6 protein-coding genes are annotated in these 20,629 nt (G+C 48.3%); 4 read left to right on the top strand and 2 right to left on the bottom strand.

Annotated elements, in window-relative coordinates; all coding sequences use genetic code 11:
* Positions 1–3: 3 nt before the first annotated feature.
* A complete protein-coding gene (locus LHUE1_RS03085; RefSeq protein ID WP_277848231.1) occupies positions 4–1,065 on the bottom strand; it encodes a ketopantoate reductase family protein in 1,062 nt (353 codons plus the stop codon).
* 294 nt (positions 1,066–1,359) lie between these two features.
* Between LHUE1_RS03085 and LHUE1_RS03080 the strand changes: the two genes are divergently transcribed.
* From LHUE1_RS03080 to rpoC, 3 genes are all read left to right on the top strand, one after another.
* Entirely contained in the window at positions 1,360–1,992 is a 633-nt protein-coding gene (locus tag LHUE1_RS03080; protein ID WP_053091151.1) for a TetR/AcrR family transcriptional regulator, read from the top strand.
* A gap of 389 nt (positions 1,993–2,381) precedes the next feature.
* Positions 2,382–5,984, top strand: coding sequence for a DNA-directed RNA polymerase subunit beta (rpoB, locus tag LHUE1_RS03075; protein ID WP_010492660.1), 3,603 nt, complete (start codon positions 2,382–2,384; stop codon positions 5,982–5,984).
* Positions 5,985–5,996: 12 nt separating this feature from the next.
* Entirely contained in the window at positions 5,997–9,674 is a 3,678-nt protein-coding gene (gene rpoC / locus LHUE1_RS03070; protein WP_049170312.1) for a DNA-directed RNA polymerase subunit beta', read from the top strand.
* A gap of 250 nt (positions 9,675–9,924) precedes the next feature.
* Here the strand turns inward: rpoC and LHUE1_RS03065 are convergent, their stop codons facing one another.
* A complete protein-coding gene (locus LHUE1_RS03065) occupies positions 9,925–10,422 on the bottom strand; it encodes a hypothetical protein (protein ID WP_049170310.1) in 498 nt (165 codons plus the stop codon).
* A 379-nt stretch (positions 10,423–10,801) separates the two neighbouring features.
* Here LHUE1_RS03065 and LHUE1_RS03060 point away from each other — a divergent pair, with 379 nt between their 5' ends.
* On the top strand, positions 10,802–20,446 hold the full coding sequence (locus LHUE1_RS03060; protein ID WP_315861790.1) for a SpaA isopeptide-forming pilin-related protein: 9,645 nt from the start codon (positions 10,802–10,804) through the stop codon (positions 20,444–20,446).
* Positions 20,447–20,629 lie beyond the last annotated feature (183 nt).

Genomic DNA, 20,629 nt, shown 5'->3' with positions numbered 1-20,629 from the left:
CGATCAGGAAACAACGGCGCGATGATCGAGCAGCTGTTGCAGTTCGGCTTTAGCTACTTCGAATGTCGGAATTGTGTGTGTTCTTTCAGCTTCGGTAATCAATTTGACCACTAGATCATTAAATGGTGTTGCAATCCCGTGATCGCGAGCCGTCGCGGTGATTAAACCGTTGATATAATCAACTTCGGTTTTGCGCTGTTTGTATAAGTCCTGTAGCATACTGGCTTTGAGTTTAGCGCTAGCGCCGGTCATCAAACGGAGGGTTGCAATCTGCGTATCAGTAAAGTCGTCACCGGTTAAGCCAAAAGTGGCCGCCAAATCGACCCCCGATAATGGGGTGAAGGTGATGCCATCTGCTTGCCCGACGTTGAGACCTTCATTGAGGATGTGCAAAGCACTTTTCACACCGATGTCATCTTGAGCGACTTCGCCAAAAGTTCGATTCATGATAGTTGATAAGCCACTAAAGGCAGCGTTGACAAGTAACTTCGACCACTTCGTCCCCATAAGCTCATTTGAAATCAGGGTCATTCCGACGTGAGAGAGAATCGTTTGGACCAACTCCGTGCGCTGCGTTATGGTGCCGTCAATTTCACCAATCTGATAGGCATGGGCTTTAAAGCTATCGTAGGCGGTTGTCAGTTCGGTCACACCTGGGCCTGCTCCCGTCGCACCGAAGACAACCGACCCGGCGATCAGATTTTTAGCCGGAATATGCGTCAAAACATATCTTTCCGGAACGCCATTTTGTAAGGAAACTAAAGTGCCATCAGGCTTCAAAAGCTGCTTGACCGCTGGAATGACTTTCGCATTGTCGACTTGTTTGGTATGCAACAGGATGAGATCGAATTGATCGACCACTTCATCTGCCATTACGGCGGTAACAGGTGTGGTGAAGTCTGTTGTTCCGATAACATGTGCGCCCTCTGCATTTAAGGCAGCAACATTTGCTGGCCAAGTATCAATCAAGGTGACGTGATCTTTACCATACGCCGCAGACAAGTAGGCACCGGAAATGGTTCCGATTGAACCGGCACCGTAAATGGCGATCTTTAATGTATCCATAGTTACGTATCCTCCTGTATTTTTGTCCCAATTAATTGGGTTATTGCTCAACTATGCACAACGATCAATCTTAACTTGTTAACGGAAAGTCTATTATGATAGTAATGTAAGGGTTTACATTTTTTAATACCAGTGTTACGCTAAATGTGCGAATTTGGACACTTATGGGCGAACTGTACATAGCAACGCGCTTAATGCTATGGCGATTTTTTCGGCTGCTTCGGTTGGATATCATAAGCAGCCTGCTATGATGCCGATTCATGCTGCGAAACGAGTCGTTAGGGGAGGTTAACCATGGGCAAGCAGCAAAAATATATCAAGCGCGCTTTTCTGGATCTTCTGAAGGAGAATGATCTGCATAGCGTGTCCATTCGCCAGTTGGTTCAAAAAGCTGATGTGAGTCGATCCTGTTTTTACAGCTATTACTCGGATAAATATGAGTTGTTGCAAGAAATCGAAGATGATCTGATTGCCGGTTTTGTGAGCATCATGAAGAAAGTTCGGCAACATTCGGTTGGCTATTTTTATGAAGGCATTACGCATCGTAATTACCCGATATACACGGAGTATTTCACGTATATCAAACAACATCAGGAAGTCTTCACTATTCTTTTCTCGGCGCGGATGGGGGATGATTTTACCAATCGCTTCTCGCGGGCCATTGCGAAGACTCGACATGACACTTTGCGGTTCTGGCACTTGGAACCAGAACCGAATCCCTGGTTAGCGTTTCAGGAGAATCTGTTAGCAGCCTCATATGTCAGCATTATTAAAACTTGGCTCAATCAGGACTGTCAGCCTAGTATTGAAGAGATGGGCGCCTACCTAAGTACCTTATGGCGACCGGGATTCTTTTATAACGAAGATCAGTATCAGCGTGCGGTACGGTATATGGATGATAATCGGGCTACCGTTTTGAGTCGCTGAGAGTTGTACAGTAGAAAGAGAAAATCGCCGCGTCAGTCATCTTGATGTGGCGGTTGATTTGATCTAAATTGGATGGCAATGGTGATGTGGTCGCACAGACGCGACGAAAATTTTGCACAGGTACAAGAAATTTTACTGCTTGACTTTCTTGACACCACCGCGTATTATTAAATCAATCGCATTTCGGTTTGGACAGGCTGTCAGGACGATCTATTGTCCGTTCTGGCTAATGGAAAAAGCAAAAACAGCAGGCTGGTTGAAGGCTGATCTGTTTTTGGTTTTTTTTTGCTCAAAATGTCTGCGAGATCGTCATTGTCATGTAAATTTAACAATTTTTACATTATTTTTACAATCGACCAAGCCGGAAAATCTTACAAGGGGTGAATAATTTGGCAGGACACTTAGTGAATTATGGTAAGCACCGGACACGCCGGTCTTATGCCCGGATCAAGGAAGTTTTGGATCTTCCTAATCTGATCGAGATCCAAACGAATTCTTACCAATGGTTCCTCGATGAAGGTCTTAAAGAAATGTTCGACGATATTATGCCGATCGATGACTTTCAAGGGAAACTGTCACTGGAATTTGTCGGCTATCAACTGCTGGAACCGAAATATACTGTCGAGGAAGCACGCCAACACGATGCGAACTACTCCGCACCTTTGCATGTAACCTTACGTTTAACGAATCATGAAACCGGTGAAATCAAGAGCCAGGATGTTTTCTTTGGCGATTTTCCACTGATGACCAAACAAGGGACTTTCATCATCAACGGGGCGGAACGGGTTATTGTTTCCCAGCTGGTTCGTTCACCTGGTGTTTATTTCCATAGCGAAACCGATAAGAACTCACGGGTTACCTATGGCACAACTGTCATCCCTAACCGTGGTGCTTGGTTGGAATATGAAACAGACGCCAAGGATATTGCTTATGTCCGGATCGACCGGACGCGGAAGATCCCGTTGACTGAACTGGTTCGTGCTTTGGGCTTCGGGTCTGATCAAGATATTATCAACATGTTCGGCGATAACGATTCGCTGATGCTCACACTTGAAAAAGATGTGCATAAGAACACGGATGATTCCCGTACCGATGAAGCCTTGAAGGATATTTACGAACGCCTACGCCCAGGCGAACCTAAAACCGCTGATTCGTCACGGTCACTTTTGTATGCGCGCTTCTTTGATCCGAAGCGCTACGATTTGGCTTCAGTTGGCCGCTATAAGGTTAACAAGAAGTTGAGCTTGAAGACGCGCCTGTTGAATCAGGTTTTGGCTGAAACGTTGGCTGATCCGGATACCGGTGAAGTTATTGCCCAAAAGGGAACCAAAGTTGACCGTCAAGTGATGGACAAATTAGGGGCTTATTTGGATCGCGATGATTTCAAGACCGTCACCTATCAACCTTCCGATCAAGGCGTTGTGACGGATCCGATTGTGCTGCAAAGCATTAAGGTCTACTCACAAGTAACACCGGATAAAGAAATCAATTTAATCGGCAACGGCCACATTGGCAAGAAAGTTAAGCATATTGTTCCGGCTGATGTTTTGGCATCCATGAACTATTTCCTTAACTTGCAAGAAGGCCTTGGCTCAGTCGATGATATCGATCACTTGGGCAATCGCCGGATTCGTTCCGTCGGTGAATTGCTGCAAAACCAGTTCCGGATCGGGCTTTCCCGGATGGAACGGGTTGTGCGTGAGCGGATGTCGATTCAAGATACTGCCACCGTGACGCCGCAACAATTGATCAATATTCGTCCGGTTGTTGCTTCGATCAAGGAATTCTTTGGCAGTTCCCAGCTGTCACAGTTCATGGATCAGACCAACCCGCTTGGCGAATTAACCCACAAGCGTCGTCTTTCTGCCCTTGGACCCGGTGGCTTGACGCGTGATCGTGCGGGTTATGAAGTTCGAGATGTTCATTACACCCATTATGGCCGGATGTGTCCGATTGAAACACCTGAAGGCCCGAACATCGGGTTGATTAACAGCTTGGCTTCTTATGCGGTGGTTAATCCTTATGGCTTCATCGAAACCCCGTATCGCCGTGTTTCTTGGGATACGCATAAGGTTACCGATAAGATTGACTATCTGACCGCCGATGAAGAAGATAACTACATCGTTGCGCAGGCAAACTCGCCATTGAACGATGATGGTTCTTTCGTTGACGATACCGTTTTGGCGCGTCACAAAGATAACAACATTGAAATTTCTCCAGACAAAGTTGACTACATGGACGTTTCGCCTAAGCAGGTTGTTGCGGTTGCGACGGCATGCATTCCATTCTTGGAAAACGATGACTCCAACCGTGCCTTGATGGGTGCGAACATGCAGCGTCAGGCGGTGCCGTTGATCAATCCGCACGCCCCACTTGTTGGGACCGGGATGGAATATAAGGCAGCGCATGATTCCGGGACAGCGGTTCTGGCTACGAATGCCGGGACGGTTGAATATGTTGACGCTAAGCAAATTCGGGTTCGCCGTGAAGATGGTGCCTTGGATTCCTACAACTTAATGAAATTCAAGCGTAGTAACGCCGGCAAGAACTACAACCAGCGGCCGATTGTCACGATTGGCGATCACGTTGATGTTGATGAAATCATCGCTGATGGGCCAGCCATGCAAAACGGCGAACTGGCATTGGGTCAAAACCCAATTATTGCCTTCATGACTTGGAACATGTACAACTACGAAGACGCGATTGTGCTGTCTGAACGGTTGGTTAAAGACGATGTTTACACGTCCATTCATATTGAAGAATATGAATCCGAAGCACGTGATACCAAACTTGGGCCTGAAGAAGTGACTCGTGAAATTCCAAACGTCGGTGAAGAAGCCCTCAAGGATCTTGACGAGTTCGGTGTTGTTCGTGTCGGCGCCGAGGTTCGTGATGGCGACATTTTGGTCGGCAAGGTGACACCTAAAGGGGTTACCGAGCTGTCTGCTGAAGAGCGATTGTTACACGCTATTTTCGGTGAAAAGGCTCGTGAAGTCCGCGACACTTCATTGCGGGTACCTCATGGCGGCGGCGGGATCATTCAGGACGTCAAGATCTTCACTCGTGAAGCGGGCGATGAGTTGTCTCCTGGTGTCAACATGATGGTTCGTGTCTACATTACCCAAAAGCGGAAGATTCAGGTCGGCGATAAGATGGCCGGTCGTCACGGGAATAAAGGGACGGTCTCCGTCGTGGTTCCTGAAGAAGACATGCCATACCTGCCAGACGGGACACCGGTTGACATCTGCCTATCGCCAATGGGTGTGCCAAGTCGTATGAACATTGGTCAGGTGCTTGAATTGCATCTGGGCATGGCCGCACGTAACTTGGGTATTCACGTGGCAACCCCTGTTTTTGATGGTGCCAACGATAAAGATCTGTGGTCAACCGTCAAGGAAGCTGGCATGGCCTCCGATGGTAAGTCAGTTCTGTATGATGGCCGTACCGGTGAACCATTTGAAAACCGGGTATCTGTAGGGGTTATGTACTACATGAAGCTGTCACACATGGTTGACGATAAGATCCACGCTCGTTCAATTGGACCTTACAGTTTGGTTACCCAACAGCCACTTGGTGGTAAAGCACAATTTGGTGGCCAGCGGTTTGGTGAAATGGAAGTTTGGGCCCTTGAAGCTTATGGTGCGGCTTATACCTTGCAAGAAATTCTGACCTATAAGTCAGATGACGTTGTCGGGCGGGTCAAGACCTACGAAGCCATTGTCAAAGGCGAACCGATTCCAAAGCCAGGTGTACCGGAATCCTTCCGTGTGCTTGTTAAAGAATTGCAAGCCTTGGGTCTGGATATGAAGGTGCTTGGCGCGGATAAGAAAGAAATTGAATTGCGGGATATGGATGACGACGAAGACGATGTTGTTTCAGTCGATGCTTTGGCGAAGTTTGCAGCCCAGCAAGAAGAAAAGAAGGCACACGAAGCCGCAGCTCAAGCGAGCGACGGTAAGCCTGCCGATAACAGTACCGACGATAAAAAATAGGAGGTTAGCCCTTTGATTGATGTCAATAAGTTTGAAAGTATGCAAATCGGCTTAGCCTCGCCGGACAAGATTCGCAGCTGGTCGTATGGGGAAGTCAAAAAGCCCGAAACGATCAACTACCGAACCTTAAAGCCTGAGCGGGACGGCTTGTTCGATGAACGCATCTTCGGACCGACTAAGGACTGGGAATGTGCCTGTGGTAAGTACAAGCGGATCCGCTATAAGGGGATTGTTTGTGATCGCTGTGGGGTTGAAGTCACACGTTCCAAGGTTCGGCGTGAGCGGATGGGCCATATCGAATTAGCCGCACCGGTCACCCACATCTGGTACTTCAAGGGCATCCCAAGTCGGATGGGTCTGGTACTGGATATGTCGCCACGGTCACTTGAAGAAATTATCTATTTTGCTTCTTACGTTGTGATTGATCCAGGCGATACGCCAATGGAGAAAAAGCAACTTCTGACCGAACGCGAATATCGTGAAAAGCGCGAAGAATACGGCAAAACCTTCAATGCCAAGATGGGTGCTGAAGCCATCAAGGAATTGTTACAGGATGTCGATCTCGACAAAGAAGTTACCGAATTAAAAGATGACCTGAAGTCGGCGCAAGGCCAAAAACGGACACGCGCGATTCGCCGGTTGGACATTTTGGATGCCTTTAAGGAATCTGGTAATGATCCGGCCTGGATGGTCATGGATACGATTCCGGTTATTCCACCGGATCTGCGGCCAATGGTTCAGCTCGAAGGTGGCCGGTTTGCGACGTCTGATCTGAACGACTTGTATCGGCGGGTCATCAATCGTAACAATCGTTTGAAGCGGCTGCTTGACCTGAATGCACCAAGCATCATTGTTCAAAATGAAAAACGGATGCTGCAGGAAGCGGTTGATGCTTTGATCGATAATGGTCGGCGTGGTCGTCCGGTTACCGGCCCAGGCAATCGTCCGCTTAAGTCCCTGTCACACATGCTGAAAGGGAAGCAAGGCCGGTTCCGTCAGAACTTGCTTGGTAAGCGGGTTGACTACTCTGGTCGTTCCGTTATCGATGTCGGCCCATGGTTGAAGTTTTACCAGTGTGGCGTGCCGCGTGAAATGGCTTTGGAACTCTTTAAGCCATTCGTGATGCGCGAACTGGTTAAGCGGGATATGGCAAGCAACATCAAGAATGCCCGGCGCAAAATCGATCGTCAGGATGATGACGTTTGGGATGTGCTTGAAGATGTTATCAAGGAACGGCCGGTACTCTTAAACCGTGCGCCTACGTTGCATCGACTTGGTATTCAGGCGTTTGAACCTGTTTTGGTTGATGGGAAATCCATTCGGTTGCACCCACTGGTCTGCGAAGCGTATAACGCGGACTTTGACGGTGACCAAATGGCGATCCACGTGCCGTTGTCTGATGAAGCGATGGCTGAAGCACGTATGCTCATGCTTGCGGCACACCACATTCTGGCACCAAAAGACGGCAAGCCAATCGTTACCCCTTCGCAGGACGTTGTGTTAGGTAACTATTACCTGACCATGGAGCAAAAGGGTCGCGAAGGCGAAGGAATGGTCTTCAAAGACACCAACGAAATCCTGATGGCATTGCAAAATGGCTACGTTCATTTGCACAGCCGCGTTGGCGTTGCAGCTAATTCCTTCACTAACAAACCATTCACTGACGATCAGAAGCAAAAGATCATGGTGACAAGTGTCGGCAAGGCGATCTTTAACGAGATTATGCCAAAAGACTTCCCGTATCTGAATGAGCCGACGCAAGACAACATCGTCAATGGTGTGCCAGATAAGTACTTCATTGATAAAGGTGAAGACATTCACGCTTATCTCGCGGATGCACCTTTGATCGATCCGTTTAAGAAGGGCTTCTTATCCGATATCATTGCGCAGGTCTTCAAGGTTTATAAGGTTCAGCGGACCAGTGATTTGTTGGATGACATGAAGACATTGGGCTACACGCAATCAACTAATTCCGGATTAACTGTCGGAATTTCCGACATCACTAACCTGAAGGAAAAGCCGGAAATTGTGGCTGCTGCCCATAAGAAGGTTGCAACTGTTTCTAAGCAGTTCCGGCGTGGGTTGATCACCGATGATGAACGCCATGATCGGGTTATCCAGATTTGGAACGATGCCAAAGATGAAATTCAGCAAAAGCTGGTTGATTCTTTTGACCCGAACAACCCAATCTCCATGATGTCTGATTCCGGTGCCCGTGGTAATATCTCGAACTTCACTCAGCTTGCCGGTATGCGTGGTCTGATGGCTGCGCCTAACGGTGGGATGATGGAAGTGCCGGTTATCTCGAACTTCCGTGAAGGTTTGACCGTTATGGAAATGTTCATGTCCACTCACGGTGCTCGTAAAGGGATGACCGATACGGCGCTGAAGACTGCCGACTCAGGTTACTTGACTCGGCGGCTGGTTGATGTGGCACAGGATGTTATTGTTCGTGAAGAAGACTGCGGCACCGATCGTGGTTTGGTCGTTCGCGCTATCCGTGAAGGTAACGAAATGATTGAGCCGTTGTATGATCGACTTGTCGGGCGGTTTACCATGAAAGACGTTCTTGATCCTAAGAGCGGCAAAGTCCTGGTTAAGCGCAATACCTTGATGGACGAAGACATGGCACAGAAGATTGTGGATGCCGGTGTCGAAGCCGTTACCATCCGTTCGGTCTTCACCTGCAATACCAAACACGGTGTTTGCCAGAAGTGCTACGGTCGTAACATGGCAACCGGCGAACAGGTTGAAGTCGGCGAAGCAGTCGGAACCGTTGCTGCCCAGTCAATCGGTGAACCAGGTACCCAGCTGACCATGCGTAACTTCCATACCGGTGGTGTTGCCGGTGGCGAAGATATTACCCAAGGGCTGCCTCGTGTTCAGGAAATTTTTGAAGCACGGAACCCTAAAGGTGAAGCTGTGATCACAGAAGTAACCGGTGAAGTAACTGCTATTGATGAAAATCCGGCTGAGCATACGCGTGAAATTACGGTGAAGGGTGAGACTGATACCCGAACCTATAGCGTACCCTATGCATCCAGTGTGGCGGTTGCAGAAGGCGATCATGTTAACCGCGGCGAACGACTGACAGGCGGGTCAATTGATCCTAAGCAGTTGATCAAAGTGCGCGATGTGATGGCAACCGAAAACTACCTGCTTTCTGAAGTCCAGAAAGTTTACCGTATGCAGGGTGTTGATATTGGTGATAAGCACGTTGAAGTCATGGTTCGGCAGATGTTACGCAAGATCCGCGTCATGGATCCGGGCGATACAAACATCTTGCCAGGAACATTGCTCGACATTGCGGACTTCAAAGAGAAGAACACGCAAGCGATCATCAGTGGTGGCATTCCGGCTACCGGCCGTCCGGTGCTGTTAGGGATTACCAAGGCTTCCTTGGAAACCAACAGCTTCCTGTCAGCTGCTTCCTTCCAGGAAACAACGCGGGTTCTGACCGATGCTTCCATTCGCGGGAAGAACGATCCGTTAGTTGGCTTGAAGGAAAATGTCATCATCGGGAAGATCATTCCGGCTGGTACCGGGATGGCAACGTATCGTCACGAAGAACCAAAGAGTGTCGGTACCGTTTCCGATAGTGTCTATTCGATTTCTGACATTGAAAAGCAGATGAAGGAAAAAGACAGCCAGCAAAAAGACGACCAACAGGATGATACTGACAACAAGTAGTCATCATGTTAGCTGCTCAAGCTAATCGAATAATCTAGTTACAAACAAGCACGGCGTAAGTGTCCTTTAAGGGCGTTTACGTCGTGCTTTTTGTTGTGAGCGTGAACCGGCGCGCTTAGGAGTCGGAGCGTAAGTGGCCTTGGGCGTGATGGGCCCGGTCTTGGCCATTGCGACCAAGGTCCTTACACGCAGACTCCTGCTCCGGCTCGCGCGTTATGGATGGCCACGTTTTGCGGCACTTATCATCATCTCAAAACAGCCAACCACTTGCTAGCTGCACACAGCCATAACCGACCGCTAAATGACTGATGAACGGTAGGGATGGCGGATGGGCTACCAACCAGTGGATGACAGCGCTGAAGCACGCCATGCACGTGATGATGAGTGCAATTTCAAGTTGCAGGATGCCACCGAATACGGCAATGAGGAGCACATCGGCACTGCCTAGCCCGTGTGAGACGACCGCGAGCCCACCAACCAAAGCTGCCAGCAAACACACGTTAAACCAATCGCAAGGAAACAGGAGAAGGAGCAGAAAACACCAGCTGCCAAACCAAACGGCAGACACCGCCCGCTCCCGCCAATCAGCCACACTAAAAATCAATAAACCCACACTCAGCAGTAACGTTAGCCAAGTTTGGGCAACCATCCCTAAAAGCACAGCCAGGCAACAGTGGAAATACCGGTTATCTGCCGTCAAGTCCATGGTGAACTTCGCAACACTAAGTAACATTAGTCCTGAAATCATAGCGACAATCCTCCTTCATAGGGTAGATTCCGCTTAAAAAAGTAAAAGAACCTAGAAAATAATAATGACACTAACTTTTAGAAAGTGAGTAAGCCGTTTCGGTAACGATAAGTAAGCAAAATAGCACACTTATATTTAGTTAAGGGATTATATTGTTTCTTTTTGAGATTGTGTGCCTTGTTTTAAAAAATAAACCTATAAACACACAAAAAATTAAATGTATATTTGATGAGGATTTTTGTTAACCGCTTCAATATTTATGGCAATGTTATACAATGACAGTGGGTGTAGTTTTAGTTAATGTATTCATAATTCACAAGTTAATGGTTTCGCGGGGGAGTTGCCATGAAAGTCTTTTAGAAGGAGGAGTGGGAACATCATGAAGGAGTTGGGTGTCAAAAAAACCAGGCACAGGCTGTTCAAGGTTAGCGTTTATTTTACCGTCATTCTTGGCATGATTGTGCAGTTGCTTTCGCCAGCATTGACCCTTGCCGCCGAGAATCCGACACAAGCAGTGACTGGTACACTGACGATTAAGAACCAGGACGAGCAAGGCAAGTCGCTGAATGGCGCAAAGTATGAGGTTCGTAATGAATCCCATCAGGTTGTGGCTAACAGCGCCATTAGCAAAGACGGCCAGACAATTGTACCGAATCTGCCCGTCGGAAATTATACGGCTACCGAAACGGAGTCTGCTTCAGGTTATACAGCCATTGAGCAGACCAAGAATGTTAGTGTCACGGCGTCGGGCAATGAGATGCTGTTGTTTAAGAGTCGCGCATCCGCAACGATCACAAGCAGCAGTAGTAGCAGTAGTGCTGCGGCGTCATCGGCAGCGCAGACAGCCAGTGCACAGGAACCGGCTAAAAGTGCCACGCCAGATGCAAAAGCTGACACGACATTGCCAAACATTTTCACGAAGGTCGTATTGAAAGACGGCAACGGACAGCCGTTGGGTACGGAAGTTAATCAACAAAGTACCGTGAAAATGGAATTAACGTTCACGTTACCGGAAACCAGCACGCCGTTTCCGGCAGGCGCTTCGTTTACCACGCAGCTGCCGAAAGATCAAATTGATTTTCCGCCAAGCAGTACCGGTGTCTTTGACGGCGGTGTTGCAGAGTATCAGTTTGATCAAACAACCGGAAAGTTGACGATCAAACTTTTGAAGGCCACGGATAATGGCTCATGGCGGGTCAATATTACTGCAAGTTTTAAAGCACTGACCGCCAATGACTCATTGAATCAGACGTTGGTTTTCCATACAAAAGACAATGACACCAAGTTCCCGATTACGTTTCGGTCGAACGCAAAGCCAGTGGTGGTGAATGCGCCAAAAGTCACACCACAGAACTTGAATCCAACCGGTATTTCCGGAAGTGCCAAGTTTAATTTGAACGGGGCCGAAAGTGATAAAACGAACCCGCCTAAGTGGGATAGCGATCCGGCCAAGCGCTCCAAGAATGCCGACATGGAGTTGACCGTCACTGCCCAAGGTAGCGGGACGACTTATCCGAAGTCGCTGACGTTTAGCGACAGCGATCCGGCCAAAATCAAAGTTTCTTCCGCTTCGGTTAATGTTTTAGGCGACTTTTCCGAGGCATTGAAGCCACTGGTTGCTGGTCGGGATTACCATGCGGTTTTATCGGATGACAAACGCACGGTCAAAATTTATTTGACTGACGGTCTCAAAAAATCAACCGGCTATCAGGTCGATTACACAGCCAGCATTGATCGCTCTTTAGACGATACCGGTAAAGTCGGTAGCGCTTTGGTTGAAGGCTATCGCTATTTAACTGGCACTAAGAGCTATGATGGCTATGATTACAGCAGCGTGACCATGCGTAACTCCGGGGTCGCGATCACCAAGGCCGGGGACATTACGAATAACTTCCGCGCGTTAAAGTGGAAGATTAATTGGAACTATAGCATGGACACCATGAAAGCCGGTGCGACCTTAACCGACCATTTTGGTAAGCAAATTGGAGGAACCGACGATCACAATCAGCCAAAAATCGAGCAGGATGCTAATCAGTCACTCGATACCAGCTCGCTGAAAGTCTTCCAAGTTACTTTTGATCAAAATGCATCACCAACGGTTTCCAAAGACAATATTGCCAAATACTTTAAGCTGACGGATAAAGGTAATGGCACCTTCACGTTGACGTATCTCGGCGGTGCAAAGCTGCCGGACAATGCGTCATTCCAAGTGCAATACCAAACCAAGCTGAAAACGACGCCGGCTAATGGGACTAAGCTAACCAACATTGTCAATGATCAAAAGGACCATTATGCCAATGCGACTTATCAGGTAAGTTTACCGAATAGCATCGACAAAACAGCCGGGAACATTGATACCTACAATGCTCAAATGATGTGGCGGATCAATGCTAACCAAACGTTCCGCGAGATGCGTAACGGCAAGATTTTTGATTTGTTCCCTGATGGCGTTGATAAACTTGGCGACGATCCAACCGCTGCCGATATCAACACGATCAATGGCGAAAATGCGTCAACCGATGATCAGGATGGCAGCAATGACGGGATTTTGGTTTATGCGCAGGATCCCGATGGCAAGCGCACGCTGCTGAAGTCTGGCACCGATTATGCGATGAGCACAAGTGATAACGATGTTCAGACGGCAGTTAAGCAGTATAACGCTAAAGACAAGGAAAATCCGATTGATGCTGATGGCCAGACCAAAGGCATTCGCGGGTTTGTCGTAACCCTTAAAGGCAAGTATGCAGACACCGATTCCCAGATTGTGATCTACACGCACACCAAACTGGACATGTTAAAACTGGGCCAAGTTGCCAATGACCCAGATGCATTGAAAAAGGCTTTAAACAACCGGGCTTTCTTCTTCTTTGATTTACCACCAGGCAGCCATGATACTGCCAGCGGTTCCAGCAGCAATACGCCGACTCCCGAAGAGGGTGCTTTTAGTGGTGCCTTGAAGAATTCGTGGAGTGATACACCGGATACCCAGTATTGGGGCGTTTTGGTGAATCGCTTGGGCGTCAAATATGGGCATCTGCATTTGACAGATATTTTGCCGAGATTTGACGGGGTCAATTATGAGCTGATTCCTGATTCGATTAAGTTCTATGAAGTGACCGGGTCAGATGGTATCGATCCTTCAAACACTGGCGATCCGACCACATCGGGTGACGTCAAAGAAATTAAGACCAACCCTTATTACGGCACCAGTGGCTGGTCAACAACCGCGCTGAAGGCGGATGACGCCGCCCAGCAAGATCTGTTGCCGACCAACACACCGAATACTTGGTTGACGGACAATAAAGATTTAGCGCAACAGTTAGATTTTGATTTTCCTAATATCGGTAACGGCCGCGTCTGGGTTGTCTTTGAAACGAAGCGAGCCAACCAGTGGAGCTATAACGACCCTAACTTCACCAATACGGCGACTGTGACGGACAAGAACCAAGCAACAACCGACATTCCGAAGTTCACGCCGTCTGCTTCCAAGTCGGCGCAGAGCTATTGGACGCCAATTAACAAAACGGTTAGTCGGGACTCAAAGCTGAAAAATGTCCTAAACTGGCATGTTCAACTGGAGAATATCCAAGACAAGTACCGGCCGATGGTGAATCCGGTTATTGAAGATACGCTTGATCCATCTGGTACTGGTGCGGAAATCAATGCCACTAGTTTCAAGGTTACCTTGCAGGTTGGATCAGCCAATGAAGTCACGTTGAAACAAGGCAAGGATTACGATCTTGCCTTGAACGGTGACAAATTCACCGTCACGTTCCACCGGACTTTTGGTAATCTGACACAAACGGATGGCAGTCCGCTAAATAATTATCACGTCAATGTGTATTATGCCACTAGCAGCAAGAATGCCGGCTGGGTTTACAACACCAGCAAGGTTTCATGGAGTGGCAATGAGACCACCAATCAACCTAGCGACGGTGTTCCTGAAAGCGGCCGAACAGCCTCAACGCAGGGCTATTTGCCATCTTGGGACTCTGGCATAAGTGGGGAGACCATCACGCAGCTGGCCAACTTAGTGGTTGAGAAAAAAGATAAAGTCAGCGGCGCACCGATTCCAGGTATCAAGTTCCGGTTGAGTGACGGTACCCATACTTTTGAAGCAACTACCAAACTCGATGATCAAACACACAAGGCAACCGCAACTTTCCAAGGCTTGCCAATCGGTGTGGATTATACCTTGACAGAACTCAACACGCCTGCTGGCTACAAACCGTTAGCGCCACAGAAAATTCGACTGAAAGCTACTTCTGATACCGGCACCGCGATTCAGAATGAAGCGGTTGAAAATGAGCCTTATCAAATTACCCTTTCAAAGTATGATAATCGTGCGAAAGGCCAATCAGCAGCCGACAGCAAACAATATCGCTTGTCGGGTGCAACCTATGACCTCATCGACACTGATAACCAGCAGAAATTACTGTCCGGTCTGAAGACCAATGATGACGGTCAAATCACGGTTGGTACGGCAACCAGTTTTGCTGGTAGTTATACTGATGGCAAGTTCAAGCCTGATCTGAAAGCCGGGCAATATGTCCTTGAAGGGCTAAAACCCGGTCACTACCGGTTGGTTGAACGCGAAGCACCGATCCATTACCGGGGAGATGCGCATGATCAGGCAACCGTGACAAGCGGGCCCGACAAGCAACTCTGGATTGATAGCCTCAACGCTGGCAGTGTCAATGCCACGATTGATGACAAAACGCCAAACGCGCAAGTCACAGCGTACAACCAGAAGAAGCCCGGTCAACTGGCCATCAAGAAGCAGGCAGAAACCATTAAGGATGATCATTTTCCTGATCGCCAGCCAATGACCGGTGCGACCTTTAAGCTTTATCGGTATGGCGATGACGGCAAGCTTGACTATGACAAATCATGGGAAGCAACCGTCACGAACAATGACGGAACCGTTTCGTTTTCTGGTAATGACTTATATGAAGGCAAGTATCAGCTGATCGAGACGAAGGCACCTGAAGGCTATGTCATTCCTAATGACTTGGCTAAAGGCGTCGACGTCAACATCACCGGCGATCAAACATTGACGTATCCAACGATTGAAGAACCGGTTTTCCGACGCACAGTCGTTTTGAAAAAGAGTGATGGCAATTTTGGCAATCCGATTGCCGGGATTACCTATGCGCTCTATCAAGAAGACGGTACCGAACTTGCCAAGGATCTGGTCACCAATAAGGATGGCGAGGTTGCTTTACCATTTGACTTGCCAGCCGGACAATATTATTTTAAGGAAACCAAGACGCTGCCGCCTTATCGGCTGAATACCGATAAGCATGCGTTTACCATTAAGCAAACGGATCAAACGCAAACCGCAGCCGCATTAGCCAGCGACAACAAGCAGAAGCCCGTCACCGTGAACGTTACGAACTATCAAGTCAAGACCTTGAACGTGAAGAAAGTTGACCGCACTTATGCCAAACACGCATTACCGGGCGCCGTCTTCCGACTCACGAACAGTACTGGCTACAGCCGAGACGTTACTACGGATGAAAATGGCGTTGCCTCATTTGGCGATTTGCTGTTGGGTCACTATTCACTGACTGAAGTAAAAGCACCAGCAGGCTACCGACTTGATACCACGATTTATCCGATTACGTTGGCATCCGCGGCCACGCCTAGTGCGATCACGGTCAACAAGGAAATCGCTGATGATCCATATCAAGTTACCTTAACCAAGTACGATAACCGCGTTAAAAAGACCGACGATGCCGCCACGCTTAAGAAGTATCTGTTGCCAGGCGCAACGTATAAACTTGTCGATGAAGTCACTGGCAAGACGCTGAAAGCCGACATGAAGACGAACGCGGACGGTCAATTGACCTTTGGTGCCGCAAGTAGTTTTGATACGCCGCTTAAAGCCGGAGAGTATGCGATTGAAGGCTTGAAGCCGGATAACGCATACCGTCTGGTTGAAACTGAGGCACCTGAACATTATCGTGGTGATGCCAAAGATCAAGCAAACCTGACAAGCGGTGCGGGCCGGCAGTTGTGGGAAGACAGCTTAAAGGCTGGGAGCCTGGACTTTACAATTAAGGCTGATCAGACGCAGTTATCCTTAACCGCAACTAACCAAAAGAAGCCTGGTCAATTAACGATCAAGAAACAAGCTGAAACGATCAAGGACGATCATTTTCCAGATCGCCAGCCAATGACCGGAGCTCAATTTAAGCTTTATCGTTATGGTGAGGACGGCCAAGTTGATCACGATAAATCGTGGACAGAGACGATCGCTAATAACGATGGTGCACTTACTTTCAAGGACAATGACTTGTATGAAGGTAAGTACCAGTTGGTTGAGACTAAAGCGCCCGAAGGTTACGTCATTCCGAATGCTTTGGCCAAAGGCGTCGATGTCAATATCACCGGTGATCAAACACTGACGTTCCCAACAATTACCGAACCGGTTTATCGGCGGACGGTGATGTTGGAAAAGACGGACGGTAATTTTGGCAATCCAATTGCCGGTATTACCTACGCACTTTATCAAGAAGACGGTACCGAGCTTGCCAAGGATCTGGTGACAGACAGCAAGGGACAGGTTCATTTACCATTTAGTTTGCCAGCAGGTTCATATTACTTTAAAGAAACCAAGACACTACCGCCTTACAGACCCAACACGGATAAACATGCTTTTAAGGTCGAACAGGCCGATTTGACGCAGACGGCAAATGCGTTAGCGACAGAAAATGAGCAGAAGCCAATTGCCGTCAATGTTACTAACTATCAGATTAAGACCCTGAACGTGACAAAAGTTGACCGTAACTATACCAAACATGTGCTGCCGGGAGCGGTTTTCCGACTCACGAACAGCACCGGTTACAGTCGAGATGTCACCACGGATGAAAACGGCGTTGCCTCATTTGGCGACTTGCTATTAGGCAATTACGATTTAACGGAAATCAAGGCCCCGTCTGGTTATCGGTTGGATACAACAGTTCATCCGATCACCTTATCTTCTGCGGTAACGCCGACGCCAATTAAAGTGAATAAGGAAATCGCCGACGACCCGTATCAAGTTACCTTAACCAAGTACGATAACCGAGTTAAGAAGACCGATGATGCCGCTACGCTTAAGAAGTATCTACTACCAGGCACAACGTACAAGCTTGTCGATGAAGTCACCGGCAAGACGCTAAAAGCCGACATGAAGACGAATTCTGACGGACAGTTGACCTTTGGTACCGCAAGCAGCTTTGATACGCCGCTTAAAGCTGGAGAATATGCGATTGAAGGCTTGAAGACGGATAACTCTTATCGGCTGGTTGAAACCGAAGCACCTGACCACTATCGCGGCGATGCCAAGGATCAAGCAGATGTGACAAGTGGCACTGACCGGCAGTTGTGGGAAGATAGCTTAAAAGCCGGGAGTCTTGATTTTACAATTAAGACTGATCAGACGCGGTTATCCTTAACGGCAACTAATCAGAAGAAGCCGGGTCAGTTAACGATCAAAAAACAAGCTGAGACGATTAAAGATGATCACTTCCCAGACCGTCAGCCAATGACCGGAGCTCAGTTTAAGCTTTATCGTTATGGCGAAGATGGCCAAGTTGATCACGATCAAGCATGGACAGCGACGATTACCAACCAGAACGGCATTGTGACTTTCAACGATCACGATCTTTATGAAGGCAAGTATCAACTGGTTGAAACCCAAGCACCACGTGGGTACGTCATTCCAGATGAGTTAGCCCAAGGGATTGACGTTCATATTACTGGTGATCAGTCGTTGGCTCTGCCAGCGATTACCGAACCACTTTATCGCCGGACGGTACAGTTAGAGAAAACCGATGCTAATTTTGGCAATCCAATTGCTGGTATTACCTATGCACTTTATCGCAGTGACGGAACTGAGTTGGCTAACAATCTGGTGACGGATAAGAATGGCCAAGTTAAATTGCCGTTCGATTTGCCAGCAGGCGCATATTACTTTAAAGAAACCAAGACGCTGCCACCCTACAGATTAAATGTGGACAAGCATTCGTTTAAGGTGGATCAGACAGATTTGACGCAAACGGCGACTGCTTTAGCAACAGAAAATAAGCAGAAGCCAATTGCTGTCAATGTCACCAACTATCAGATTAAAACCTTGAACGTGACAAAGGTTGATAGCACCTATACGAAACATGCATTACCGGGTGCTGTCTTCCGCCTCACCAATAGTACTGGATACAGCAAGACTGCTACCACAGATGAAAATGGGGTTGCCTCATTCGGTGATCTCCTGCTGGGTAACTACGCCTTGACTGAAATCAAAGCGCCGTCTGGTTATCGGTTGGATACAACAGTTCATTCGATCACCTTATCCTCTGCGATAACGCCGACCCCAATCACGGTCAACAAGGAAATCGCCGACGATCCATATCAAGTCACCTTAACCAAGTACGATAACCGGGTTAAGAAGACTGACGATGCCGCCACGCTTAAGAAGTATCTGTTGCCAGGCGCAACGTACAAACTTGTCGATGAAGTTACCGGCAAGACGCTGAAAGCCGACATGAAGACAGATGCGGACGGGCAGTTGACTTTTGGTGCCGCAAGCAGCTTTGATACGCCCCTTAAAGCCGGTCAGTATGCGATTGAAGGCTTGAAGCCGGATAACGCTTATCGTCTGGTTGAAACCCAAGCGCCTAAGCACTACGAAGGCGATGCGACTGATCAAGCTCGTGACACAAACGGTACCGCTAAACAGTCGTGGCAGCAAAGCCTAGAAGCTGGCAGCGTCGATTTCACGTTGACAGCCAATCAGGCCCAGCTTAAGTTAACGGCCACTAACCAGAAGAAGGCCGGTCAAGTCGTTATTACCAAGAAAGCAGCCACCACGCATGATGACCGCTTCCCAGCCAAAATGACGATGATTGGCGCTCAGTTTGCGCTTTATCGTTATCGCGATGACGGTACAGTTGATAACAGCCGGTCATGGAAGGCAACGATTACCAACCAGAACGGCATTGTGACCTTCAACGATCACGATCTTTACGAAGGCAAGTATCAACTGGTTGAAACCCAAGCGCCACGCGGGTATGTCATTCCGGACAACTTGGCTAAGGGGATTGATGTGAATGTGAAGGGCGACCAAAAGATCGACCTGGATCCGATCATTGAGCCTGAATTCAAGCGTACTGTTCAGTTGCAAAAGACCGATGGCGATTTTGGTAATCGACTAGCCGGCATTACCTTCAACTTATACGGTAGCAGCGGGAATATCCTGGCCAAGGATCTGGTAACCGACAAGAATGGGCAGATTGATTTGCCATTTAACTTGCCAATCGGTGATTATTACTTTGAAGAGACGAAGACCTTGCCGAAGTATGCATTGACCACCGATAAGATCCGCTTCAAGGTTGAACAAACCAGTCTGACCCAGACAGCCAGTGCCTTAGCTACCCAAAATAAGCAGCAACCGATTACCGTTCAGGTTGCCAATTATCAGATTAATTCGCTTATCATCAAGAAGGTAGACGCGGCCGATCAGCAGAAAGTATTGGCCGGCGCAGTCTTCCGGTTGACCAACGATCAAGGCTACAGCAAAGAAATCACGACTGACGCAAAAGGCTTAGCAACCTTTGACAATTTGAAGTTGGGTCGTTATTGGCTCACTGAAATCAAAGCACCGAGTGGTTATACGATTAATTCGGATTATGCGAAGCCGGTCGCTGTTGAAATTAAGAGCGGTGATGCCGTCCGAATGACCATCGCCGATCAACCGCACAAAACGTTGCCGGATACAGGCGGCAATGGCGGAAACAACGGTGGTGCGACTAACCCGAGTGGCACGCCAAGCACGCCAAGTACCCCAAGTACCCCAAGCACGCCAAGTACCCCAAGCAGCCCGAGTGCTCACAGCAACAATGTTCGGCACGAACAACCGTCACGACGACTGCTCTTTGGCAGCTTTGGCGATCGGGACGCCATGACGTTGATCCTTGCAGGCGTTGTGATTCTTATCATTGCCGGCAGCACGGTCATTTTGCGGCGGCGTAAGCAGTCGTAATGGGTGAGATGCTAGTCAGTTAGTATCAGATTGAAAAATAGTTCCGCGAAGTAAGCTCTGATGAGGGCTTGCCTTGTGGGGCTATTTTTGTGCTGAAACGCGCTCACTGGCGCAGAAATTTGCGTGTAAGGACCTCGGGCGCGATGGCCTAAGCCCAGGCCCATCACGCCCAAGGCCACTTAC

Origin of the sequence: Lacticaseibacillus huelsenbergensis, assembly GCF_029726355.1 — a bacterium.
Lineage (GTDB): Bacteria > Bacillota > Bacilli > Lactobacillales > Lactobacillaceae > Lacticaseibacillus > Lacticaseibacillus casei.
Note: the sequence above shows the minus strand (reverse complement) of the source record. Positions and strands in the feature narration are given on the sequence as shown.

What these genes read in the sequence shown, in the direction of transcription:
- LHUE1_RS03060 (WP_315861790.1), top strand. Translation starts at nt 10,802, where the DNA reads ATGAAGGAGTTGGGTGTCAAAAAAACCAGGCACAGGCTGTTCAAGGTT.
- LHUE1_RS03085 (WP_277848231.1), bottom strand. Translation starts at nt 1,065, where the DNA reads ATGGATACATTAAAGATCGCCATTTACGGTGCCGGTTCAATCGGAACC.
- LHUE1_RS03065 (WP_049170310.1), bottom strand. Translation starts at nt 10,422, where the DNA reads ATGATTTCAGGACTAATGTTACTTAGTGTTGCGAAGTTCACCATGGAC.
- LHUE1_RS03080 (WP_053091151.1), top strand. Translation starts at nt 1,360, where the DNA reads ATGGGCAAGCAGCAAAAATATATCAAGCGCGCTTTTCTGGATCTTCTG.